This is a genomic window from Actinoplanes sp. NPDC049118 (genome assembly GCF_040648555.1).
Lineage (GTDB): Bacteria > Actinomycetota > Actinomycetes > Mycobacteriales > Micromonosporaceae > Actinoplanes.
On the sequence record NZ_JBEZDY010000003.1, the window covers coordinates 412,653 to 434,739 of the forward strand.

General features: G+C 72.5%; 21 protein-coding genes. 7 read left to right on the forward strand and 14 right to left on the reverse strand.

The window, feature by feature from the left end; genetic code table 11:
* Positions 1–35: 35 nt before the first annotated feature.
* Positions 36–920 (forward strand): RIO1 family regulatory kinase/ATPase, encoded by an 885-nt coding sequence (locus AB0B58_RS06690; protein ID WP_360218746.1) that lies wholly within the window; start codon positions 36–38, stop codon positions 918–920.
* Positions 921–987: 67 nt separating this feature from the next.
* On the opposite strand, the gene AB0B58_RS06695 is transcribed toward AB0B58_RS06690, so the two are convergent.
* The 3 genes from AB0B58_RS06695 to acnA form a co-directional block, all read right to left on the reverse strand.
* Complete coding sequence (locus tag AB0B58_RS06695) at positions 988–1,233, reverse strand: DUF2630 family protein (RefSeq protein WP_360218600.1); 246 nt, start codon at positions 1,231–1,233, stop codon at positions 988–990.
* 112 nt (positions 1,234–1,345) lie between these two features.
* Positions 1,346–2,089 carry a response regulator transcription factor gene (locus AB0B58_RS06700; protein WP_360218603.1) on the reverse strand — a complete coding sequence of 248 codons (744 nt, stop codon included), beginning with the start codon at positions 2,087–2,089 and terminating at the stop codon, positions 1,346–1,348.
* Positions 2,090–2,206: 117 nt separating this feature from the next.
* A complete protein-coding gene (gene acnA / locus AB0B58_RS06705; protein ID WP_360218606.1) occupies positions 2,207–4,984 on the reverse strand; it encodes an aconitate hydratase AcnA in 2,778 nt (925 codons plus the stop codon).
* 178 nt (positions 4,985–5,162) lie between these two features.
* Here acnA and pulA point away from each other — a divergent pair, with 178 nt between their 5' ends.
* Positions 5,163–8,432: a pullulanase-type alpha-1,6-glucosidase gene (gene pulA, locus AB0B58_RS06710; protein WP_360218609.1), complete on the forward strand. Its 3,270-nt coding sequence runs from the start codon at positions 5,163–5,165 to the stop codon at positions 8,430–8,432.
* A 109-nt stretch (positions 8,433–8,541) separates the two neighbouring features.
* A complete protein-coding gene (locus AB0B58_RS06715) occupies positions 8,542–8,988 on the forward strand; it encodes a DUF6174 domain-containing protein (RefSeq protein ID WP_360218612.1) in 447 nt (148 codons plus the stop codon).
* Here the strand turns inward: AB0B58_RS06715 and AB0B58_RS06720 are convergent.
* From AB0B58_RS06720 to AB0B58_RS06730, 3 genes are all read right to left on the reverse strand, one after another.
* Positions 8,963–9,535: a TetR/AcrR family transcriptional regulator gene (locus AB0B58_RS06720; protein WP_360218615.1), complete on the reverse strand. Its 573-nt coding sequence runs from the start codon at positions 9,533–9,535 to the stop codon at positions 8,963–8,965. The genes AB0B58_RS06715 and AB0B58_RS06720 overlap by 26 nt on opposite strands.
* Before the next feature lie 123 nt (positions 9,536–9,658).
* Positions 9,659–11,128, reverse strand: a complete 1,470-nt coding sequence (locus tag AB0B58_RS06725; protein ID WP_360218618.1) for an aminopeptidase P family protein — start codon at positions 11,126–11,128, stop codon at positions 9,659–9,661.
* A gap of 80 nt (positions 11,129–11,208) precedes the next feature.
* Positions 11,209–11,892, reverse strand: coding sequence for a superoxide dismutase family protein (locus AB0B58_RS06730; protein ID WP_360218621.1), 684 nt, complete (start codon positions 11,890–11,892; stop codon positions 11,209–11,211).
* Positions 11,893–12,008: 116 nt separating this feature from the next.
* Here AB0B58_RS06730 and AB0B58_RS06735 point away from each other — a divergent pair, with 116 nt between their 5' ends.
* Positions 12,009–12,947: a carbohydrate kinase gene (locus AB0B58_RS06735; protein ID WP_360218624.1), complete on the forward strand. Its 939-nt coding sequence runs from the start codon at positions 12,009–12,011 to the stop codon at positions 12,945–12,947.
* A 12-nt stretch (positions 12,948–12,959) separates the two neighbouring features.
* Here AB0B58_RS06735 and AB0B58_RS06740 read toward each other — a convergent pair whose 3' ends face one another.
* From AB0B58_RS06740 to AB0B58_RS06755, 4 genes are all read right to left on the reverse strand, one after another.
* On the reverse strand, positions 12,960–13,352 hold the full coding sequence (locus tag AB0B58_RS06740) for a thioesterase, FlK family (RefSeq protein WP_360218627.1): 393 nt from the start codon (positions 13,350–13,352) through the stop codon (positions 12,960–12,962).
* Between the two features lie 9 nt (positions 13,353–13,361).
* The gene (locus AB0B58_RS06745; protein WP_360218749.1) at positions 13,362–14,861 is read right to left on the reverse strand and encodes a PH domain-containing protein; all 1,500 of its coding nucleotides are present in this window, start codon (positions 14,859–14,861) and stop codon (positions 13,362–13,364) included.
* A gap of 122 nt (positions 14,862–14,983) precedes the next feature.
* Positions 14,984–15,505 carry a PH domain-containing protein gene (locus tag AB0B58_RS06750; RefSeq protein ID WP_360218630.1) on the reverse strand — a complete coding sequence of 174 codons (522 nt, stop codon included), beginning with the start codon at positions 15,503–15,505 and terminating at the stop codon, positions 14,984–14,986.
* Positions 15,506–15,515: 10 nt separating this feature from the next.
* The gene (locus tag AB0B58_RS06755) at positions 15,516–15,737 is read right to left on the reverse strand and encodes a hypothetical protein (protein WP_360218633.1); all 222 of its coding nucleotides are present in this window, start codon (positions 15,735–15,737) and stop codon (positions 15,516–15,518) included.
* A gap of 287 nt (positions 15,738–16,024) precedes the next feature.
* Between AB0B58_RS06755 and AB0B58_RS06760 the strand changes: the two genes are divergently transcribed.
* The 3 genes from AB0B58_RS06760 to AB0B58_RS06770 are packed head-to-tail and all read left to right on the forward strand — an operon-like array spanning position 16,025 to position 19,135.
* Entirely contained in the window at positions 16,025–17,173 is a 1,149-nt protein-coding gene (locus tag AB0B58_RS06760; protein ID WP_360218636.1) for a MoxR family ATPase, read from the forward strand.
* Between the two features lie 10 nt (positions 17,174–17,183).
* A complete protein-coding gene (locus AB0B58_RS06765; protein WP_360218639.1) occupies positions 17,184–18,188 on the forward strand; it encodes a DUF58 domain-containing protein in 1,005 nt (334 codons plus the stop codon).
* Positions 18,185–19,135: a VWA domain-containing protein gene (locus tag AB0B58_RS06770; protein ID WP_360218642.1), complete on the forward strand. Its 951-nt coding sequence runs from the start codon at positions 18,185–18,187 to the stop codon at positions 19,133–19,135. The genes AB0B58_RS06765 and AB0B58_RS06770 overlap by 4 nt, the downstream gene beginning before the upstream one ends.
* A gap of 10 nt (positions 19,136–19,145) precedes the next feature.
* Here AB0B58_RS06770 and AB0B58_RS06775 read toward each other — a convergent pair whose 3' ends face one another.
* From AB0B58_RS06775 to AB0B58_RS06790, 4 genes are all read right to left on the reverse strand, one after another.
* Positions 19,146–19,541 carry a hypothetical protein gene (locus AB0B58_RS06775; RefSeq protein ID WP_360218645.1) on the reverse strand — a complete coding sequence of 132 codons (396 nt, stop codon included), beginning with the start codon at positions 19,539–19,541 and terminating at the stop codon, positions 19,146–19,148.
* A 167-nt stretch (positions 19,542–19,708) separates the two neighbouring features.
* Positions 19,709–19,858 (reverse strand): hypothetical protein, encoded by a 150-nt coding sequence (locus AB0B58_RS06780; protein ID WP_360218648.1) that lies wholly within the window; start codon positions 19,856–19,858, stop codon positions 19,709–19,711.
* A gap of 179 nt (positions 19,859–20,037) precedes the next feature.
* Positions 20,038–21,186 (reverse strand): acyltransferase family protein, encoded by a 1,149-nt coding sequence (locus tag AB0B58_RS06785; RefSeq protein WP_360218651.1) that lies wholly within the window; start codon positions 21,184–21,186, stop codon positions 20,038–20,040.
* Positions 21,183–22,052 carry an alpha/beta hydrolase gene (locus tag AB0B58_RS06790; RefSeq protein WP_360218654.1) on the reverse strand — a complete coding sequence of 290 codons (870 nt, stop codon included), beginning with the start codon at positions 22,050–22,052 and terminating at the stop codon, positions 21,183–21,185. The genes AB0B58_RS06785 and AB0B58_RS06790 overlap by 4 nt, the downstream gene beginning before the upstream one ends.
* Positions 22,053–22,087 lie beyond the last annotated feature (35 nt).

The window sequence follows — 22,087 nt, forward strand, 5'->3', positions numbered from 1 at the left end:
CAGTGCGAGAGCACGACTCTTTCGGCCCGGCGACCATGCGCCGCGGCCGTCGCAAGTTCGACGACGACGAAGCTGACTTCGTAAAGCGGGGCCGGATCGAGCCGGCCCTTTCCGAGGACCCCGACCTGCCCGAGACCGGTGACCGCTGGTCGACGTGGGACGGTGCGCTGCACGGCCCGCTACCGCGTCCCGACTGGGTCCGCACCGAGCACGGGGCCGTGGACACCGAACTGGGCGTGCTCAAGACCGGCAAAGAGGCGGACGTGCACCTCGTACGCCGCGGCGTACCGGGTACCGATCAGGTCGCCGTGCTCGCGGCCAAGCGCTACCGCGACGGCGACCACCGGCTCTTCCACCGCGACGCGGGCTACCTGGAGGGGCGCCGGGTGCGCCGGTCCCGCGAGATGCGGGCCATGACCAACCGGACCGCGTTCGGCAAGGAGCTCATCGCCGGCCAGTGGGCGGCGGCCGAGTTCGGCGCGCTGTCGCGGCTCTGGCAGGTCGGCCAGGAGGGCGGCACGATCTCGGTGCCGTACCCCGTGCAGCTCATCGGCACCGAGCTGATGCTGGAGTTCATCGGCGACTGGGAGACCGGGGAGGCCGCGCCGCGGCTCGCCCAGGTGCGCACCGACCACGACGGCCTGGAGGACCTCTGGCGTCAGATGACCGAGGCACTCAGCGTGCTGGCGCGTACCCAGATCGCGCACGGCGACCTGTCGCCCTACAACACGCTGGTGCACCGGGGTCGGCTGGTGATCATCGACATGCCGCAGATCGTCGACCTCATCGCCAACCCGCAGGGCGGCGAGTTCCTGGCCCGCGACGTGCGCAACGTGGCCGGCTGGTTCACCGCGCGCGGCCTGAAGGTCGACGCGGACGGCCTCATCGAACGGCTGGGCTACGAGGCGGGGTTGCTGTGAAGCGCCGCGCCGGGCGACCCGGACCGCGGCCGCCGGACACCCGCCGGCCCGCACCAACGGTCCGGCGTCACTGGAGGTAGCCCTCCACCTCGTTGATGCTGTGCGCCTGCTCGGTGTCCGGGTCGTTGCCCTGATCGCGGGCGGCCCGGCGCCGGCGCAGGAGGTCCCAGCACTGGTCCAGTGCCTCTTCCAGCTCTCTCAGGCGGACTTGCTCCTCGTCGCTGCTGATCTCGCCGCGGCGGAGCTGCCCGCGTAGCTTGTGCTCCTCGTCCACCAACCCGCTGATCCAGCTCAGCACAGTCTTGTCATCCATAACTCAGAGCCTCGCACATGTCGCATTCCCGGCCATGGCACTCACCGCCGTTCATCTCCCCGGCGCGCTCGCGGCGCCGGGGACGGCGGTGGGGGGTTCCAGATCGGAGTGCCTACAGGTCGAGGGCGACCCGGGGCGCGATGGCCTCCCACTCGGGTGCCGGCATGCGGCCCGCCGGCTGCGGCGGAAGCACCAGCTTGTAGCCGACCTGCCGGACGGTGCCGATCATCGACTCGTACTCGCTGCCGAGCTTGGCCCGCAGCCGGCGCACGTGCACGTCGACGGTGCGGTGGCCGCCGAAGTAGTCGAAGCCCCAGACCTCGCGCAGCAGCTGGTCGCGGCTGAACACCCGGCCCGGGTGCTGGGCCAGGAACTTCAGCAGCTCGAACTCCTTGTACGTGAGATCGAGCTGGCGACCCTTGAGCCGCGCCGAGTAGGTGTGCGGGTCGATGGCGAGCTCGCCGGCGTTGACCATGCCGCTGGTGGCGCCCGCGGCACCGCCGGAGACCCGCGCGGTCGCCAGCCGGAGCCGGGCCTCGACCTCGGCCGGTCCGGCGCTGGTCAGCAGCACGTCGTCCAGGCCCCAGTCGGCGGCCATCGCGATCAGTCCGGCCTCCTCGACCACGGCGAGCAGCGGCACCAGCAGCCCGGTCGTGCGCAGCAGCCGGCAGAGATCGCGGGCCTCGAGCAGGTCACGCCGCGCGTCGACGAGCACGACATCGGGGTCGGCGCCGGACACCAACGCCTGTACGTCGTAGGTGCCGACCCGCAGCGAGTGCCGCAGCAGATCGAGCGCCGGCAGGGCTCGATCCTCCGCAGCCGCGCCGGGTCGGGTGGCCAGCAGCAGGATCTCCATGGCCACAGGGTGCAACATCCATGTTTCCGGAATCTTTCCGCCGGCTCACAGCCAGGGGAAAGACACGAACGCCCCGCCGCCCGGTGTGGGCGGCGGGGCGTCGGTTACGTGCTCCGGTCAGCTGGCGAGCATCTTGCGCAGCACGTACTGCAGGATGCCGCCGTGGCGGTAGTAGTCCGCCTCGCCCGGCGTGTCGATCCGGACGTCGGCGTCGAACTCCACGCCGGTGTCCGTGCGGACCTTCACCGTCGACGGGATGCCGCCCTCGTTGAGCGCCTCCACCCCGGTGATCGTGAAGGACTCGGTGCCGGTGAGCCCGAGCGACTCCGCGTTCGTCTTCGGCGGGAACTGCAGCGGCAGCACGCCCATGCCGATCAGGTTCGAGCGGTGGATGCGCTCGTACGACTCGGCGATGACCGCGCGCACGCCCAGCAGCATGGTGCCCTTCGCCGCCCAGTCGCGCGACGAGCCGGAGCCGTACTCCTTGCCGGCCAGGATGACCAGCGGGACGCCGGCCTCCTTGTAGGCGACGGAGGCGTCGTAGATGCTGGTCTGCTCGCCGGTCAGGTGGTTGACGGTGAAGCCGCCCTCCACGCCCGGAACGAGCTGGTTGCGCAGCCGGATGTTCGCGAACGTGCCGCGGATCATCACCTCGTGGTTGCCGCGGCGCGAGCCGTACGAGTTGAACTCGTGCCGGGGCACGCCGTGCTCGGCGAGGTACTTGCCCGCGGGGGAGTCCGCCTTGATCGAGCTGGCCGGCGAGATGTGGTCGGTGGTGACCGAGTCGCCCAGCTTCGCCAGCACCCGCGCGCGGGCGATGTCGGTGACCGGCGACGGCTGCGCGGACATGCCCTCGAAGTAAGGGGGCTTGCGCACGTAGGTCGAGTCCTCGGCCCACTCGAACGTCTTGCCCTCCGGCGTCGGCAGCGACTGCCACTGCTCATCGCCGGCGAAGACGTCCTGGTAGGCCGCGCTGAAGCCGGTCGCGCCGATCGCCGAGGCGATGACGTCGTCGATCTCCTTGGCGCTGGGCCAGATGTCGGCGAGGTAGACGGGCTGGCCGTCCGAGCCGATGCCGAGCGGCTCCGTCGTGATGTCCAGGTCCATCGTGCCGGCCAGCGCGTACGCGACGACCAGCGGCGGCGAGGCCAGGTAGTTCATCTTGACGTCCGGGTTGATCCGGCCCTCGAAGTTGCGGTTGCCGGAGAGCACCGAGACCGCGGTCAGGTCGGCCTCGTTGACGGCCGCCGAGACCGCCTCGGGCAGCGGGCCCGAGTTGCCGATGCAGGTGGTGCAGCCGTAGCCGACCAGGTTGAAGCCGAGCTTGTCGAGGTACGGCGTGAGGCCGGCCCGGTCGTAGTAGTCCATGACGACCTTGGAGCCCGGCGCGAGGGTGGTCTTGACCCACGGCTTGCGGCTCAGGCCACGGTCGACGGCGTTGCGGGCGAGCAGCGCCGCACCGATCATGACCTGCGGGTTCGAGGTGTTGGTGCATGACGTGATCGCCGCGATGACGACCGCGCCGTGGTCCAGCACGAACTCGGTGCCGTCCTCGTCGACCACCCGGGTCGGCCGGGAGGGCCGGCCGTCGGCGCCGTGCGCCGCGCTGGCCAGGTGGTGGTGCGGCTTGTCCACGTCCGAGTCGGTGCTGTTCGCCGGCGAATCGCTGGCCGGGAAGGACTCGGCGCTGGCCTCGTCCGCCGGGCCCTCGACGTCCACGTAGTTGGCGAGCACCTCGCGGAACATCGACTTGGCGTCGCTGAGCGGCACCCGGTCCTGCGGGCGCTTCGGGCCGGCGAGCGACGGCACGATCGTCGACAGGTCCAGCTCGAGGCGCTCGGAGTAGTTCGGCTCCCCGGCCGGGTCGTGCCACAGGCCCTGGCGCTTCGCGTACGCCTCGACCAGGGCGACCTGCGCCTCGGTGCGGCCGGTGAGCTTCAGGTACTTGATCGTCTCGTCGTCGATCGGGAAGATCGCGGCGGTCGAGCCGTACTCCGGCGACATGTTGCCGATGGTGGCGCGGTTGGCCAGCGGCACGGCGCCGACGCCGGGGCCGTAGAACTCGACGAACTTGCTGACCACGCCGTGCTCGCGGAGCATCTCGGTGATCGTCAGCACCAGGTCGGTGGCGGTGGTGCCGGCCGGCATCTCGCCGTGCAGCTTGAAGCCGACGACCCGCGGGATCAGCATGCTGACCGGCTGGCCCAGCATCGCGGCCTCGGCCTCGATGCCGCCGACGCCCCAGCCCAGCACGCCGAGGCCGTTGACCATCGTGGTGTGCGAGTCGGTGCCGACGACGGTGTCCGGGTACGCCTGGCCGTTACGCTCCATGATCGTCCGGGCCAGGTACTCGATGTTGACCTGGTGCACGATGCCGGTGCCCGGCGGGACGACCTTGAACTCGTTGAACGCGGTCTGGCCCCAGCGCAGGAACTGGTAGCGCTCGCGGTTGCGCTGGTACTCCAGCTCGACGTTGCGGGCGAAGGCGTCCTCGCGGCCGAACAGGTCGGCGATCACCGAGTGGTCGATGACCAGCTCGGCGGGGGCGAGGGGGTTGACCTTCGTCGGGTCGCCGCCCAGGTCGTTGACGGCCTCGCGCATGGTGGCGAGGTCGACGACGCAGGGGACGCCGGTGAAGTCCTGCATCAGCACCCGGGCGGGGGTGAACTGGATCTCCACGCTCGGGTCGGCGGTGGGATCCCAGCCGCCGAGGGCGCGGATGTGGTCGGCGGTGATGTTCGCGCCGTCCTCCGTGCGGAGCAGGTTCTCCAGCAGGATCTTCAAGGAGTACGGCAGGCGGTCATGCCCGTCGACCTTGTCGATCGTGAAAATCTCGTAGCTCGCGTCTGCGACGCGTAGCTCGCTCTTCGCACCAAAGGTGTCGAGGCTGGCCACGTCATCTCCTTCACACCCAGCGACCGTGAGTAGTACTCATCAGTCTGTCGCACCGGTGACGGGTGCCCGCCGGTTAGGTTTACCTAACTCAGGGTTCACGTCTTCCGTAAACCGTACGTCCGTCTTGTTATTTCATGCAACCCGGGTTCCTGACGTACCCCGGTGGGATCATGTCCAGGTGACCACGATCGAGATCGCCGCGCCGGCGGTACGCGCAAGGTTGAGCCGGCCGCACCGGCTGGTCGTGCACTACCGGCGCGAGGACGAGGGCTACGGCGACTGGGCGCTGCACGCGTGGGGCGACATCGCCCCGGGCGCGATCACCGGCTTCCCGGGCGGTCACCCGTTCGCCGGCGAGGACGCCTACGGCCGCTTCGCCTGGGTGCGCGTGGCCGACTCGGCCCGCGAGGTGGGCTTCCTGGTGGTCGATCACACCGGCGCCAAGGACGTGGCCGAGGACCGGAACGTCGATCCGGCGGTCACCCCCGAGGTCTGGCTGCGGGCGGGCGACCCCGAGGTCTATCCGAGCGCCGCGGCGGCCGGTTTCACCGACGAGACGCCGCCGGACGACCGCTCCGCCGTCATCCACTACCGCCGCGCCGACGGCGACTACGACGGGTGGGGGATGCACGCCTGGGAGGGCACCCATCGCAAGCCCGACTGGAGCACGCCGCTCGGCCCGGTCGCCTTCGACGCCTTCGGCGCCGTGTTCCGGGTGCCGGTGCGCCCGGACGCCGTCGGGCTGCGCTTCGTCCTGCACCGCGGCGACGCCAAGGACCTGCACGACGACCAGCGCCTCGACCTCACGTCGACCCGTGAGGTGTGGATGCTCGCCGGCACCGCCGCGCCAGTGCTGCCCGACGTGCGCTCGCTGGGCCCGGAGCTCGATCCGGCGCGCGCCCTGGCCGTCTTCGTCGACCGCACCACGCTGGCCCTGCCGTCGCACCTCGCCGGCCTGGCCGAGGCGTTCACCCTGGTCTCGGCCGCGGACGGCGGGCTGCGGCGCGACGGCGACGAACTCGCCGGGGAGCACGCCGCGCTGCCGCTCACGCCCCGCCCCGGCGGGCTGTTCCGGGCGCAGAGCCGCCGCTTCCCGCACCTGCGCTCCTACCGCGCGTTCGCCGTGCCCGAGCTCGACGACGCCGCCCTCGGCGAGCTGCTGCGCGGCCAGGTGCTGGCGGCGGGCCGCGACGCCGCCGGCCGGGTCACGGTCCTGACCGCGGTCCAGCTGCCGGGCGTCCTCGACGACCTGTACGCGGACGCCGCCGACGCCCGCCTCGGCGCGGTCATGGACGAGGAGCAGTCGACGATCTCCGTCTGGGCGCCGACCGCCCGTACCGTCGCGCTGGAGCTGTTCCCGACCCCCGGCGACGAGCCGGAGGTCCTGCCGATGGGCCGGGACGCGGCGACCGGCGTGTGGTCCATCGCCGGCCGGCGCGATTGGCCCGGCCGCTACTACCGCTTCCGGGTCGAGGTCTGGCACCCGGCGGCGCAGCGCGTCGTGACCAGCAGCGTCACCGATCCGTATTCGTTGTCGCTCTCCGTCGACTCCACGCACAGCCAGCTCGTCGACCTGTCCGCGCCGGAGCTGCAACCGCCGGGGTGGGCGGACCTGGTCAAGCCGCCGGCCGTGGCGCCGGCCCGGATGCAGATCTCCGAGGTGCACGTCCGCGACTTCTCCATCGCCGACACCACCGTCCCGGCGCAGGAGCGGGGCACGTTCCTGGCCTTCACCCACGCCGGGTCCGCGGGCATGCGGCACCTGCGGATGCTCGCCGACGCCGGCCTCACCCACGTGCACCTGCTGCCGGCGTTCGACTTCGCCACGGTGCCCGACCGCCGCGCCGACCAGGCCGTACCGAGGTGTGACCTGGCCGCGCTGCCGCCGGACTCACCCGAGCAGCAGCGCGCGGTCATGGCCGTCGCCGACGAGGACGGCTTCAACTGGGGGTACGACCCGCTGCACTACACGACGCCCGAGGGCAGCTTCGCCGTCGAGCCGTCCGGCAGCGCCCGCATCCTGGAATTCCGCCGGATGGTCGCCGCGCTCAGCGAGGCGGGCCTGCGCGTGGTCATGGACGTCGTCTACAACCACACGACGGCCGACGGGCTGGCGCCGTTCAGCGTGCTCGACCGGATCGTGCCCGGCTACTACCACCGGCTGCTCGACGACGGCACGGTGGCCGAGTCGACGTGCTGCTCCAACACCGCGCCGGAGCACCTGATGATGGGCCGGCTGGTCGTGGACTCGATCGTCACCTGGGCCGGCGAATACAAGGTGGACGGCTTCCGATTCGACCTGATGGGACACCATCCGCGCGCCAACATCCTGGAGACCAGGGCCGCCCTCGACCACCTCGACCCCGGCATCTACCTGTACGGCGAGGGTTGGAACTTCGGCGAGATCGCGTACGACGCCCGGTTCGTGCAGGCGACACAGGTCAACATGGCCGGTACCGGCATCGGCACGTTCAACGACCGGCTACGCGACGCGGTCCGCGGCGGCGGCTCGTTCGGCGACGACCCTTCCGTGCAGGGCTTCGCGACCGGGCTGGGCGCGGACACGCCGCTGTCCGTGCACGACCGGATCAAGGTGGGGCTCGCCGGGGGCCTTGCGACGTACCGGTTCGTGACGCACACCGGCGTCGAGCACTGCGGCGCCCAGATCGACTACAACGGCTCGCCCAGCGGCTACGCGGCCGCGCCGGGGGAGTGCGTCGCCTATGTGGACGCGCACGACAACGAGATCCTCTACGACGCGATGGCGTTCAAGCTGCCGCCGTCGCTGCCGATGCTCGAGCGGGCCCGCATGCAGGTGCTCGCGCTGTCGCTCGTCGTGCTCGGTCAGGGCGTCGGCTTCGTGGCGCTGGGCACCGAGCGGCTGCGGTCGAAGTCGCTCGACCGCAACTCCTACAACTCGGGGGACTGGTTCAACCAGCTGCGCTGGGCCGGCGAGGACGGCAACGGCTTCGGCATCGGGCTGCCGCCGGCGCCGGACAACGAGGACAAGTGGCCGTGGGCCCGCCCGCTGCTCGCCGACCCGGCGCTGGTCCCGTCGGCGGAGATCATGGATCTGACCGCGGCCCGCTACGCGGAGCTGCTGCGCATCCGCCGGGCCTCGCCGGTGTTCGGCCTGCCGACGGCCGACGAGGTACAGCGCCGGCTGACCTTCCCGCTGGGCGGGCCGTCGGAGAGCCCGGGCGTCATCGTGATGTGCCTGGACGGCGAGGGCCTGGACCCGCGCTGGAGCGACACGGTGGTCGTCTTCAACGCGACCGGGGACGCGACGAGCCAGGCGGTGCCGTCGCTCTCGGGTCTCCCGCTGACCCTGCACCCCGAGCTGCTCGCCTCGGCCGACCCGTTGCTGCGCACCGCCACCGCGGAGGCGGGGACACTGACCGTTCCCGCCCGCTCGGTGGCCGTCTTCGTCGCGGATCCGGCGGGGTGACGCCCTCGGCCGGCCGGGTGATGCACCGTCGGCCGAGGCGCCGTTGCCCGGGTCTGGGAGCATGGGCGCGGCCGCCGGGTGGCGGCCGGTCTGAGCGTCGGAGGTCATCGTGCGGTTCGCCCGGCTGCTGTGCGGCATCGCCCTTGTCGCGGCTGTCGCCGCCTGCACCGACGACCCGCCGGCCGCGACGGGGCCAAGCCCCAGCGCCGCGGCGTCGGCGCCGGTGTGGCACGAGCCGATGAACTACGCGTACGTCGTCGACCGGCGTTGCGGTAGCGGGCCGTCGGAGGGCGTCTACCGGGTCACGGTGCGGGGGAGCGCGGTGGCGAGCGTCGAGCGCATCGACGGCAGGACCGCGGTCGGCGAGGAGGAGGTCGAGCTGCCGACCCTGGGCGGACTGCTCGACCTGGCACAGACCGCGGCGGACGACGGCGGCGAGATGACCACGAGCGCCGACCCGGCCGACGGGCACCCGGTCGCGATCTCCTTCGACGTCTCGGAGGGCGCCGGCACGCCGACCTGCTTCGTCATCACGGAATATGCGGTGCAGGGCTGAGGCTCGCCAGCACCCCGGGCGCGGTCAGCAGCTGGCACATCGCGGCCAGCTCCGCGGGCTGGTACGGGAAGTCCTGCCGCACCCACCACAGCAGGGTGCTGAGCAGCGCGCCCGAGTAGTACTCGGCCGCGATCTCGACCGGTAGCCGGGTCCCGGCCAGGCGCAGGTGCTCGTGCAGCAGCTCGAAGAGCAGCCGCTGCATCAGGTGGGTGAAGGCGTTGCCGCCCTGGCGGCCGCAGACCGCCCGGTAGACCCGCTGATTCCGGTACGCGTGGTCGAAGATCACCCCGAGCGGCCGGGTGGTGCCGGGCGGCTGATGGCCCACGGCCATGTCGTCGAGTTCGCTGCGCAGGTCCTCGCGCAGGCCGTCGAACCACGTCATGAACAGGGCGTCCTTGTCGCGGAAGTGCGTGTAGAACGTGGACCGTCCGATGTCGGCGCGGTCGAGCACGTCCTGCACGGTGAGCCGCTCGTAGCCGTACTCCTCGATCAGCGCGACGAGCGCATCCTGCAGCACCCGGCGAGTGCGCCGTACCCGTCGATCCATGGCCCCTCTTCCCGGCGGTTTCCGGTGAGGAGAACCATACTCGAACATGATGTTCGATATTGAACACGCTGTCCGGGTGTCGCCGGGGTTCGGGAGTCGTGCCGTCCTGCACCGGGCCGGGTCTCAGCCGGGCAGGCGCGGGCCTGCCTCGCGCTGCGCGGACAGCCAGGCCTCGACCTCGGCGGACGAGCGCGGCAGGCCCGCCGACAGGTTGCGGCAGCCGTCGGCCGTGACCAGCACGTCGTCCTCGATGCGGACGCCGACGCCGCGCAGCTCCTCCGGTACCAGCTCGTCCTCGGGCTGGAAGTACAGGCCCGGCTCGACCGTCAGCACGTAGCCCTCGCCGAGCTCGCCGTCGCGGTACTTCTCCTTGCGGGCGGCCGAGCAGTCGTGCACGTCGATGCCGAGCATGTGGCCGAAGCCGTGCAGCGTCCAGCGGCGGTACACCGTGGACTTGTCGCTCATCGCCTCGTCCACGCTCACCGGCAGCAGGCCCAGGTCGTGCAGGCCCTCGGCCAGGACCCGCATGCAGGTCAGGTGCACGTCGTGGAACTTCACGCCCGGCTTGATCGCGTCCATGCCGGCCTGCTGTGAGGCGTGCACGATGTCGTAGACCTGGCGCTGCAGCGGGGTGAAGGTGCCCGAGACCGGGACCGTGCGCGTCACGTCGGCGGTGTAGAACGTGCGGCCCTCGACGCCCATGTCCATCAGCAACAGGTCGCCCGGCGTGGTGACGCCGGTGTTGCGGACCCAGTGCAGGATCGTCGCGTGCGCGCCGGCGCCGACGATGCTGCTGTAGCCGACGTCGTTGCCGTCGACCCGGGCGCGCAGGCCGAAGACGCCCTCGAGCAGACGTTCCTTCACGCCGCGGTCGGCGGGCAGGATCCGGGCCACGTCCTCGAAGCCGCGGACGGTCGCGTCGATCGCCTCCTGCAGCTGCGCGATCTCCCACTCGTCCTTGACCAGCTTCAGCTCGGAGATCACCGAGGCCAGGGCGCGGTCGCGGCGGACCTGCGGGTCCGGCTCGTAGGCCAGGACCGTCCGGTCGACGACCGGGGCCAGGCCGCGCAGCACCCGGGTGCGGGCCGGCGCGCACTCGGCGAGCGCCTGCCCGAGCGCGGCGTAGGGCGCGGTCTCGAGGCCCAGCTCGGTCGACTTCTCGCGCAGGGTGTGCCGGCGGCCGACCCACAGCTCGCCGTCGCGGCTGCGGAAGAACTCGTCGGTCTCCCGGGAGGAGCGCTGCCGGCTGAAGACGACCGCGTCGTGGCCGGAACCGCTGGGACGCATGACCAGCACGCTGTCCGGGTCGCTGTCGCCGGTCAGGTAGACGAAGTCGCTGCCGGGCCGGAACGGATAGTCGGTGTCGTTGGCGCGCACCTTCTCCCCGCCGCTCGGGATGACCAGCGTCTCGCCCGGGAACGCGTCGGAGAGCGCGGCGCGGCGTTTGGCGTAGTTCGGCGTCTCCGGGCGGGGCGTCACGTTCAGCGAGTCGTCGCGCCAGCCGCTGCGCATGAACTGCAGGAGGGCTTCGGGGAAGTCCGGGTCGTGCGACTCGGTCTTCGGCGTGGTCGTGCCCTCGTTCTGCTCGGCCATGATGGCCCTCCCGTCAGCCGCGCGTCGTCCCTGGTCCCGCCTGACGTTACCGTCTGACCAAGATCATGAGCAGGCGGGCGTCACTGCGTCGTCAGGGTGAGGCAGGCCACCCGGGGTCCGGCGGTGCCGGCCTTGCCCGGTGCGGTACTGGTCGGCTTGGCGTGGATGATCAGCGAGCGGGGCGGTTCGATCTTGTCGAAATGCCATTTCTCGCCCGTGGAGACGGTTGCGGCGCCCATGGCGTCGGCGGTGAAGTCGAGCCAGACCTCGTTGCGCGGGTTCGCGTACGACGGGTCGACCGAGGGCGGCGATGCGGCGGCCTTCGGGTCGGGCACGTGCTGGTAGTGCGGGCCGGCGTCCTCCGGGACCGAGGTGCACGGCTGCCGGTGCAGGTGGGCGCCGTAAGTGCGGCGGGGCACCATGCCGGTGACCGACAGCCGTACCCGCGTGCCGTCCGGGGCTCGGGAGATCACGACCTGCGCGGTCGAGCCGGGCGGGACCACCTTGGGGTCGTAGGTGATCGCCAGGGAGCTCTGCGGGAAGGGCAGGAAGGTCCCGGTGACCATGCCCTGGATCATCGGTGCGCCGGGTACGACCCCCGACGCCGGGTGCGACGGGCGGGCGGAGGTGGGCGGGCCGCTGACGAACCACGGCGTCGAGCCCGGCGGCGGGGAGTAGGTCCGTTCGCTGGACGGGGAGGCGTCGGTGCACCCGGTGAGGGCGGCGGTGAGCAGCAGGGGTAGGGCGAGCCGGCGGAGACGCATGGATAAATCATGCCAAACAAGGGCAAATCGGGCGAGCATTTGCAAGGTGCTGGCTTTCTCGAGCCGCGGGGGCAAGGCTGACGGCAATACGGATGCGGTGCGTTTGGGGGATCGGAATGGGCTACGCGGTGGTGCTCGGTGAAGCTCTCGTCGACCTCCTGGAGACCGGGCACGACGGCGAGCTGATCTACCGCCAGGCGATCGGCGGTGCGCCGCTGAACGTCGCCGTCGGCGCCACCCGGCTCGGCGGCGACGTGCGGTATCTCGGCTCGCTCGGCAACGACACCCTCGGCGACCGGATCGCCGCGTTCCTGCGGCAGACCGGGATCGGCACCGGCGCGCTGACCCGCGTCGGCGTGCCGACCACCCTCGCGGTGACCACGTTCGAGGGCGCCGAGCCCACCTTCCAGTTCTACGGCGAGCCGCCGTCCTACGCCCTGCTGCGCCCCGAGGACGTCGACGAGGCACTGGTGGCGGACGCCGACGTCGTCTACACCGGGTCGATCTGCCTGATGCGCGAGCCGTTCCGGTCCGCGGCCCGCAAGGCCTGGGCGGTGCCGGGCCCGGTGCGGGTGTTCGACCCGAACGTGCGCCCGCGGCTGCTGCCCGACGCCGCCGCGGTGACCGCCCTGCGCGACCTGGTCGAGGAGTTCTTCGCGACGGCGGATCTGGTGAAGCTGAGCTCGGCCGACGCCGAGGTGCTGTGGGACGGCGCGGCACCGGCGACGGCGGCGGAACGCATCCTCGGTGCCGGCGCGCGGGCGGTCGTGGTGACCTGCGGCTCGAAGGGCGCCTACGTGGCGACGGGTGCGGGCTCGGCGATGCTGCCCGCGCCGTCGGTGGCCGCCGTCGACGCGACCGGCGCCGGCGACTCCGTGATGGCCGCACTGGTCCGGCGCCTGCTGGCCGACGGGCTGCCGGCGGACATCGAGGGCTGGCAGCGCTACGTGCGCTTCGCGCTGGCCGTGGCCGGCCTGGTGTGCGAACGCCCGGGTGGCGCGGTGGCGATGCCGACCAACGAGGAACTCACCACCCGCTGGGGCGCGCTGCTCTGACCCCCGCTGCGTTCAGGCGCCGAGCGACTTGGCGATGAAGCGCTGCCGGTCGAGCAGCACCCGCTCGACCCGCACCTCGGCGACCAGTTCCTCGCCGTCGCGGATCGCGACCTCGAAGAGCAGCTTGCGCCCGTCCACCTTGGTGAGCGTGGCCAGGGCGGTGACCCGGCGCCCGACCGGTGTCGATGCGCGGTGTTCGACCTCGGCGCGGGTGCCGACCGTGGTCACCCCGCCCGGCAGCTTCCGGGCGGTGGCGGCGACCGTGGCGGCCTCCGCGAGCGCGAGCACCCGGGGCGTGCCGAGCACGGGCACGTCACCCGATCCGAGCGCCTGTGCGGTGTCGGCGTCGGTGACGGTCAACTCGACCCGGGCACTGAGACCGGGCGAGAACTCCGGAAGCTCCATGCGGACAGCTTAAGGCTGCGTGGGCCCGCGCCAGTAAGAGTCATCCTCCGGCGCCGGAGCGGCCCGGTCCGGCGCGGTCGCGGCCGGGCCCGCCGTCGCCGGGTCCGCCGCCCCGGCGGTCGTCCGCGGCGCCGGGTCCGCCGTCCCGGCGGTCGTCCGCGGCGCCGGGTCCGCCGTCCCGGCGGTCGTCCGCGTCGCCGGGTCCGCCGTCCCGGCCGTCGGCTGCGGCGCCGGGCCGCGGGCGTGCCGGGCCCGCACCGACAGCTGCTCGGCGAGCCACCACGCCTCGGCGACGTCGCGGTCCCGGGCCACCCCGGACCGGCCACCGGCGGTGTCGCCGTAGACGGTGGCCAGGCCGAGCAGCCGCTGCAGCGGCCCCTGGATGACCCGAACGCTCTGCAGGCGGGCGTACGGGACCATGGTGAGCTCGCGGGTCAGCAGGCCGGAGCGGGACACGAAGACCTCGTCGGTCAGCCCCGCGCCCATCGACCTCAGCGCGATCGGGTTCAGCCAGCGGGCCCGGGCCGGCGGCGGAGCGGTGGCGAGGGCGGCCAGGTCGACGCCGGGCAGCACCTCCCAGGCCAGCGCCCGGGCGGTCGCGAAGACGCCGACGGGCAGCAGCCGGTCGGAGTGCTTGTCGTTGCCCGACTGCGGGCCCGCGTAGCCGGCGATGTCCAGCCGCATGTGCAGCCAGCCCTTCGCACGCCAGAACAGCGGCCAGGTGACGCCGATGGACTGCACCCGGTTCAGCGGGACGATCTGGCTGCGGGTCTCCAGCAGCCCGTGGCGGACCGCGAGCCGGCCGTCCGGGTCGCGCGCGAGCCGGAAGTCCCAGTCCTGCAGCACCCGGCGGACCGGCTGCAGCAGCACGCCCGCCATCGCGGTCACCGTGCTGGCGATCCCGACGAAGGTCCACGAGCCTTCCAGCACGAACTGCATCATCACGAAGGCGATGCCGACCGGCAGCAGGAGGGCCTGCGGGGTGAGCAACTGGCTGATCACCAGGTCCCGGTTGCCGACGCGCAGCAGCGGACGCTCGAGAGCGGGCGCCCCGGCCGCCGGCTCCGCGGCGGCCCGGTCGGTCTCACCGGGGGTACGGCCGGCGAGTGCGAGCAGCCGCTCCCGCAGCGCCGCCGCCTCCCGCACGGTCAGGTACGCCAGCGGCGCCTCGGTCTTGCCGCCCCCGACCACCTCGAGCCGGAGCTCGGCGAGGCCGGTGAGCTGGGCGAGTAGCGGCCGGCGCAGCTCGACGGCCTGCAACCGGTCGAGCGGGATGGCCCGGTTGCGCCGCCAGACCAGCCCCTCGGAGATCCGCAGCTCCCGCCCGACGATGTGATAGCCGGTGTTGAGCCAGCCGACCACCGAGAAGATCACCACGCCGACGGCGATCACGGTGACCACCAGGGCGAACCGCCCGACCCCCACCTCCGACAACGTCTGCCAGCTGAGCGCGGCGACGATGACGGCGATGGACTTGGCGCCGTTGAGCAGCGGACTGAGCGGATGCAGCCGCCGCCGCGGCTCGTCGACGACCGGCTGCGCCGCCGGGTCGTCCGGGTGGGTCGCCGGATCGGCCTCCGGCCGCGCGGTCACGTCCCGGTGTGGATCCGGCTGAGGACGCGCGTCGGCGGTCACAGGCCCTCGGCCCGGTCCTCGCCCAGCGCGGTGAGCCGGTCGCGCAGCCGGGACGCCTCCTCGGGCGGCAGGCCCGGGATCCGCGCGTCGCTGGCCGCCGCCGCCGTGTGCAACTGGACCGTGGCCAGCTTGAACGCCCGTTCGAGCGGGCCCGCGGTGACGTCGACGAACTGCATGCGCGCGTACGGGACGATCGAGAGGCGGCGGATCACCAGTCCGTGGCGGACCAGCAGGTCGTTGTCGCGCTCCGCGTACCCCCAGGCCTTGACGGCCCGGACCGTCACGACCGAGCGCCAGGCCGCGAAGACCAGGACCGCCGCCATGGCCGCCGGCCAGGCCCAGTGGTCGGTCATCAGCCAGCCGGCGCCGAGGCCGGCCAGCACGATCACCACCCAGATCGCGCGGTTGATCAACTCCACTGTGATCAGGCTGCGCGAGACCGGCCGCCAGGTGACCGTCTCGGGCCACGGCTCGAGCGGGTCGGTGTGTGCGGGCGCCGGGGCGCTGGGCTCGGTCACAGCAGAAAGCCTATGGGGTGCTGTCGTCCGGCGGCGCCCTGAATTCCGTGACCTCCCGCAGGAACCCACGCGCGTTGAGGAAGTCGCGGAGGTGCTCCCGGTGGTCTTCGCAGGCCAGCCAGGTCTTCCGGTGCAGCGGATCGTGCAACTTGGGGTTGTTCCAGCGCAGGACCCAGACCGCGCGCGCACGGCAGCCCTTGGCGGAACACTCGGGAAAAAACTCCTCGACCACCCCGAAACACTATCCGCAGGACGGCGAATCGGAGGGGAGTTGAGCGCCGGGCGACCACGGGGGAAGTCGCCCGGCGACGCGCTGAATGTTACACGGCGGATCTGGGATTCCGTCTACCCGCCGGGGTGCCCGTTCGAGCGCATCGCGCAGAAAGATCGACATCTCCGGCTACTTGCGGTCGATGTAATGCGGCTCTGCCCGACGGCTCCAAGCATGGTCGTGTAAGTCTTGAGCGTCGGCACCCGTGCCGGCGCGACCCGGATACGCGAAATCTCGATGGAGGACCGGTGGCCGAGCCGACCACGCCCGAGGGCACGAGCAGCGCCGATCCGGGCGCCCCGGTGCCGCCAGCGCAGGACGCCACGCAGCTCGAACGCGCCATGTTCGAGGTCAAGCGCGTGATCGTCGGCCAGGACCGGATGATCGAGCGGATGTTCGTGGCGCTGCTGGCCCGCGGCCACTGCCTGCTCGAGGGCGTGCCCGGCGTCGCGAAGACGCTGGCGGTGGAGACCCTGGCCCGGGTGGTCGGCGGCTCCTTCTCCAGAATCCAGTTCACCCCCGACCTGGTGCCCGCCGACATCGTCGGCACCCGGATCTACCGGCAGTCGAGCGAGAAGTTCGACGTCGAGCTCGGCCCGGTGTTCGTCAACTTCCTGCTCGCCGACGAGATCAACCGTGCCCCGGCGAAGGTGCAGTCGGCGCTGCTCGAGGTCATGGCCGAACACCAGGTGTCGATCGGCGGCGAGTCGCACGCGGTGCCGGACCCGTTCCTGGTCATGGCGACGCAGAACCCGATCGAGCAGGAGGGCGTCTACCCGCTGCCCGAGGCGCAGCGCGACCGCTTCCTGATGAAGATCCTGGTCGGCTACCCCACGGACGCCGAGGAGCGCGAGATCGTCTACCGGATGGGGGTCAGCCCGCCGGAGCCGAAGCAGATCTTCACCTCCGAGGACCTGCTCGCCCTGCAGCGCCGCGCCGACCAGGTCTTCGTGCACAACGCCCTGGTCGACTACACGGTCCGGCTGGTGCTCGCCACCCGCGCGCCGGCACAGCACGGCATGCCGGACGTCGCACAGCTCATCCAGTACGGCGCCAGCCCGCGCGCCTCGCTCGGCATCGTCCGCGCGACCCGGGCCCTGGCCCTGCTGCGCGGCCGCGACTACGCGCTGCCGCAGGACGTGCAGGACATCGCGCCGGACATCCTGCGGCACCGGCTGGTGCTCAGCTACGACGCGCTCGCCGACGACATCCCGGCCGACCACATCGTCGCGCGGATCATGGGCAACGTGCCGATTCCGTCGGTCGCCTCCCGCCAGGGCACGTCGCCGAACGGCCACCAGGTCTCCGGCGTTCCGGCACCGGCCAGCGGGGTTCCCGCGTTCGACGCGCAGCCGCAGTTCCCCCAGCCGCAGCCCGCCTGGCCGGGACAGCAGTGACGGTCCGGTCGTGACCACAGCTGACCTGCACCGGGCCGACGCGGGCGACGCCCGCGCCGAGGCGGTGCTGTCGCGGCTGCAACTGCTGGTGACCCGCAAGCTGGACGGCCTGCTGCAGGGCGACTACGTGGGGCTGCTGCCCGGTCCCGGCAGCGAGGCCGGCGAGAGCCGGGAGTACCGGCCCGGCGACGACGTGCGCCGGATGGACTGGCCGGTCACGGCCCGGACCACGCTTCCGCACGTGCGGCGCACGGTCGCCGACCGCGAACTGGAGACGTGGATGGCGGTGGACCTGTCGGCGAGCCTCGACTTCGGCACGGCCGCGATGCTCAAGAGCGACCTGGTGCTGGCGGCGGCCACGGCGATGGCCCACCTGACCGTGCGCGGCGGCAACCGGATCGGCGCCGTGGTCGGCACCGGCTCGGGCGCGGTGGCCCGGGAGCAGGGCGGCCTGTGGCGGCGGCGCCGCGCGGCCGCACCGCCGGCGCCGGAGGCGCACTCGACCGTACGGATGCCGGCGCGGCCCGGGCGCAAGGAGGCGCAGGGGCTGCTGCGCGCCATCGCCCGTACGCGGATCAGGCCCGGGCGTGCCGACCTGGGTGAGCTGATCGACATGCTGAACCGGCCGCCGCGCCGCCGGGGCGTCGCCGTGGTCATCTCGGACTTCATGGCGCCGGTCGAGGGCTGGTCCCGGCCGATCCGTAAGCTGGGCGTCCGCCACGACGTGCTGGCGATCGAGGTGGTCGACCCCCGGGAGCTGGAGCTGCCCGACGTCGGCGTGCTGACCCTCGCCGACCCGGAGACCGGCCGGCTGCACGAGGTGCAGACGGCCGACCCGGCGCTGCGGGCCCGATACGCGCAGGCGGCGGGGAATCAGCGCGGCGAGATCGCCCGGGCGCTGCGCGCCGCCGGCGCCGCACACCTGAGGCTGCGCACCGACACCGACTGGCTGCTGGACATCGTCCGCTTCGTGGCCGCCCAACGACACGCTCGCACCCGGGGGACCACCCGATGATCCGTTTTCTGCAGCCGTGGTGGCTGCTTGCACTGCTACCCGTCATCCTGGTCGCGGCCGCGTACGGATGGCGCCAGTTCCGCCGCCGCACGTACGCGATGAAGTTCACAAACGTCGACCTGCTCCGCACGCTGGCGCCGAAGGGCCTCGGCTGGCGCCGCCACGCGGCGGCCGGCGCGTTCCTGCTCAGCCTGCTCGCGCTGGCGCTGGCGATGGCCCGCCCGTCGATCGACCGCGAGGAACCGCTCGAGCGCGCGACGGTGATGCTGGCGATCGACGTCTCGCTGTCGATGGAGGCCGACGACGTGCGGCCGAACCGGATCGAGGCGGCGCAGGAGGCGGCGAAGGCTTTCGTGCAGGAGCTGCCCCCCACCTACAACCTGGGCCTGGTGTCGTTCGCGAAGTCGGCGAATGTGCTGGTTTCGCCGACCAAGGACCGCGCCGCGGTGATCGCCGGCATCGACGGGCTGACCCTCGCCGAGGCGACGGCCACCGGCGAGGCGGTCTTCACCTCGCTGGACGCGATCCGTTCGGTCCCGGCGGACGGCGCGGACGGCGCGCCGCCGGCCCGCATCGTGCTGCTCTCGGACGGCTACCGGACGGCGGGCCGTTCGATCGAGGACGCGGCCGCGGCGGCGGAGGCGGCGAACGTGCCGGTGTCGACGATCGCGTTCGGCACCGACTCCGGGGTGGTGGACATCCGCGGCGAGTTGAAGCAGGTGCCGGTGGACCGGCTGTCGCTGCAGCAACTCGCCGACAAGACGGACGGCTACTTCTACGAGGCGGCGTCGGTGAGCGAGCTCAAGAAGGTGTACGAGGACATGGGCAGCTCGATCGGCCACCGGGTGAAGCCGCGGGAGGTGACCCAGTGGTACGCCGGGGTGGCGCTGCTCCTCGGCCTGGTCGCGGCCGGGATGAGTCTGCTGTGGACGTCCCGGCTGCCCTGACGCGGGTAGCCTAGACCTGCACGAACTTGATGGAGCTGACCCTGTTGTTCAGCCAGGCGTCGTCGCCCCTGAACTTCGTGGCCTCACGGGATGCGAGGGCGATGTAGTCGCCCGTGCAGTTGTTGGTGTTGTACATGAACAGGACCCCGTCGCCGAACGTGTTGTTCAACGCCGTGCTGGCCTTGTTGTCGAAGTTGTCGGCGCTCATTCTCCGGCAGCCGTTGATCTGGCTGACGGTCTGCCGCCAGACCCGGCCGCCGAAGTCGGCGCCGTCGGTCAGGCAGATGGTGCCGTGGTAGGGCAGGCAGTCCGCCTCGGACGCCAGGGCCGGCGTCGCGGCGACAATGCTTGTTGCGAAGCTCATCGAAATCGCCAGCGCCGCGGTCGCCTTGATGCGGAAATTCATTGATGCTCCTTCGCTCGGTCGGGACCGGAAACGGCAGTCTCGCACAAATCGACGACCGTCTCTGCCCCGTTGTCCGCTCCGGAGCGCCGCCCGTTCGACGGCTCTCCTGCATTTGAGCCCTTGAATGTCCGACCGGTGAATACGGCGTATCGGCGTCCGAACCGACGTCAGGGTGCGCTGTGCACCAACACGAAGATGACGACCACCCAGGCGGCGGCGAGGGTGAAGCTCAGCGGTGCGACGAACTTGTTCATGGCAGTGACTTTCCGGTGGAGACCGATGGGGAAAGTGCGCACACGAAGCGTCGCGGCCGGCACCCCAGCTCCGTCGCGGCGCACGACACCGGCCGGGTTCGACACGAGGTCGAGCCGCGGAGCGGCAGGGAGGAGCGGGGTGGGTCTGCGTCAGCGGGACGGACTCGGGCTCACCGGCCGGAGCCGGGAGCGGTCGAGGTCAGAGCGGCTGACGAGCGGCCCGGCCACGACTGGGAGGATCGCTATCTCGCACAGCGATCACCTCCGTCAGTAGTCCGGGCTTGGGAACCGTCGAAGAGCGTACCTCTTAAGGCCCGCTTAATGCAGCCGGGCTCGCCGTGGTGTCGCACACCTGTCATGACAGCCAGGACGGTGGCGAGCACGGGCAGCCACAGGACCCGGGCGGCGACCCACCCCGGCCCGGTCGGCGCGGTCAGCAGGCCGGGCATCGCGGGGCTGACGAGGGCGGCGGCGCCGGCGACGGCGAGCAGGACGCTCTGATGGCCGAGATAGACACCCACGGCGACGCGGTTCAGCGCCGCTATCGGGCGCCAGAGCCGGTCGCGCCGCAGCAGCCGGGCGAGCGGTGCACGCAGGAGCAGGAAGACACCCGTCTGGGTGACGGCAAGGGCGACGGCCACCAGCGACGGCGGAAAGAGATTGGACCGGCCCGCACCCGGCACGCCGACCGCGCTGGCGGGATAGTGTCCGAACCGGACCAGGGCCACCATGGCGGCCGCGCCCGCACACGCGAGGGCCGCCCCGCCATAGGCGAGCACGTCGCCGGTGCCGCGGGCGTGGTCGGCGACGAGGATGCCGAGCAGCCAGGGCACCGCCCACGCCGCGGGCACGGCGGCCAGGCCCGGAAGCAGGCCGGCATCGGTGGCCGCGACCACGGCGACCGGCACGAGCAGCACGACCGGGCCGAACCGGGCGAGTACCCGGCGCAGGGCACCGGTCGCGGCGGACAGCGCCAGGTACGGCAGCAGGAACCAGAGCGGGCTGACCACCAGGGTGGCGATCGTGCGCAGCGTGGTGGCGGGCACGCCGAGCGCGGCGGCGAGCAGCAGCGCCGGCGCCCAGACGGCGAGCAGCCCGAGCACCGGCCGCGCGTGGCGGCGAAGCGGCGATCCGGCCGGTCGCGGCCGTTCCGTGGAACGGGCGCGGGCCGCCGCGAAGCCGCCCGCGAAGAAGAACAGGCCGAGGGTCTGCAGCAGCCACGTGACGGGTGCGCCGGCGGGCATGGCCGCGAGCGGGCTGGCCGTCCTGAGCCCGTCCGCGCCGGGCACCAACCCGGTGACGAGCCAATGACCGGACACCACCCCGGCGACGGCGAAGGCCCGGACCGCGTCGACGGTCCGATCCCGCGCACCCGGCCCGCTCCCGCTCACGCCGCTCCCTCCGCCGGCGTGTCTCCGAGGACGATCGCCGCGACCGCGTCCAGGGTCGCCGTGCCCGGGCACAGGTACCCGTCGTGCCCCGAGACGCCCGCGACCGGCAGCGCACGGGCGCCGAAGGCCGGCGCGGACGGCCGCCGCCCGTGGCCCAGGTGCCGCAGCCGAAGCTGCGGCACCCGCCTGATCCAGTCGTCCGGGGCCAGCGCCGACCACACCCGGGCACCGCCGAGCCCGGCCGCCGTGTCCGTGCCCATGCCGGGCGCGCCCAGCGCCACGACGTCCGCCACCCGCGGCAGCCGCCGCGCGGCCAGGCCGGCCACCAGCGCGCCGTAGCTGTGGCCGATCAGCGTCACCTGGGCCCGCGCGGGCAGCCCCCGCACGAAGGCGGTCAGCGCCACCGCGCCCGAGCGGGCACGCAGATCACGGGCGACGTCCAGCGACATGCCCTCCGGCGGGTCGTAGCCGAGCCACGCCACGACCGCGACCCGGGTACCCGGTGCGGCGGCACGCAGCCGGTCGTACACCGCGCGGGCCTGCACCGCGGGAGCCCGGCGGGCCACGCCGCCCAGCCCGCGGTCGAAGTCCCGCAGCCTCGTGTCCACGCCGGGAACCAGCACCGCGATCCGGTCGGCGGCCTCGAGATCCCCGACGACCTCGACCCCGATGCCGTCCCCGCGTGGATCGAACGCCAGGAACCGTCGCCCCGTCCGGGCCCAGGAGGCGTACGGCTCGCCCGCGGAGACCATCGCCGCGAGGGCGGCGGACCGGGAGAGCCCGGGGGAGGGCGGCTGGGCCGCCGGCGGCGCGGAGGCGAACGGGAGGGCGACGGTCAGGGCCAGCAGGGCCGGGGAGATTCGCATGCGGAGGACCCTGCGGCTCCGGACCGGCCCCGATC

What these genes read in the sequence shown, in the direction of transcription:
- AB0B58_RS06790 (WP_360218654.1), bottom strand. Translation starts at nt 22,052, where the DNA reads ATGCGAATCTCCCCGGCCCTGCTGGCCCTGACCGTCGCCCTCCCGTTC.
- AB0B58_RS06730 (WP_360218621.1), bottom strand. Translation starts at nt 11,892, where the DNA reads ATGCGTCTCCGCCGGCTCGCCCTACCCCTGCTGCTCACCGCCGCCCTC.
- AB0B58_RS06740 (WP_360218627.1), bottom strand. Translation starts at nt 13,352, where the DNA reads ATGGAGCTTCCGGAGTTCTCGCCCGGTCTCAGTGCCCGGGTCGAGTTG.
- AB0B58_RS06775 (WP_360218645.1), bottom strand. Translation starts at nt 19,541, where the DNA reads ATGAATTTCCGCATCAAGGCGACCGCGGCGCTGGCGATTTCGATGAGC.
- AB0B58_RS06725 (WP_360218618.1), bottom strand. Translation starts at nt 11,128, where the DNA reads ATGGCCGAGCAGAACGAGGGCACGACCACGCCGAAGACCGAGTCGCAC.
- AB0B58_RS06695 (WP_360218600.1), bottom strand. Translation starts at nt 1,233, where the DNA reads ATGGATGACAAGACTGTGCTGAGCTGGATCAGCGGGTTGGTGGACGAG.
- AB0B58_RS06735 (WP_360218624.1), top strand. Translation starts at nt 12,009, where the DNA reads ATGGGCTACGCGGTGGTGCTCGGTGAAGCTCTCGTCGACCTCCTGGAG.
- AB0B58_RS06770 (WP_360218642.1), top strand. Translation starts at nt 18,185, where the DNA reads ATGATCCGTTTTCTGCAGCCGTGGTGGCTGCTTGCACTGCTACCCGTC.
- AB0B58_RS06720 (WP_360218615.1), bottom strand. Translation starts at nt 9,535, where the DNA reads ATGGATCGACGGGTACGGCGCACTCGCCGGGTGCTGCAGGATGCGCTC.
- AB0B58_RS06700 (WP_360218603.1), bottom strand. Translation starts at nt 2,089, where the DNA reads ATGGAGATCCTGCTGCTGGCCACCCGACCCGGCGCGGCTGCGGAGGAT.
- AB0B58_RS06690 (WP_360218746.1), top strand. Translation starts at nt 36, where the DNA reads ATGCGCCGCGGCCGTCGCAAGTTCGACGACGACGAAGCTGACTTCGTA.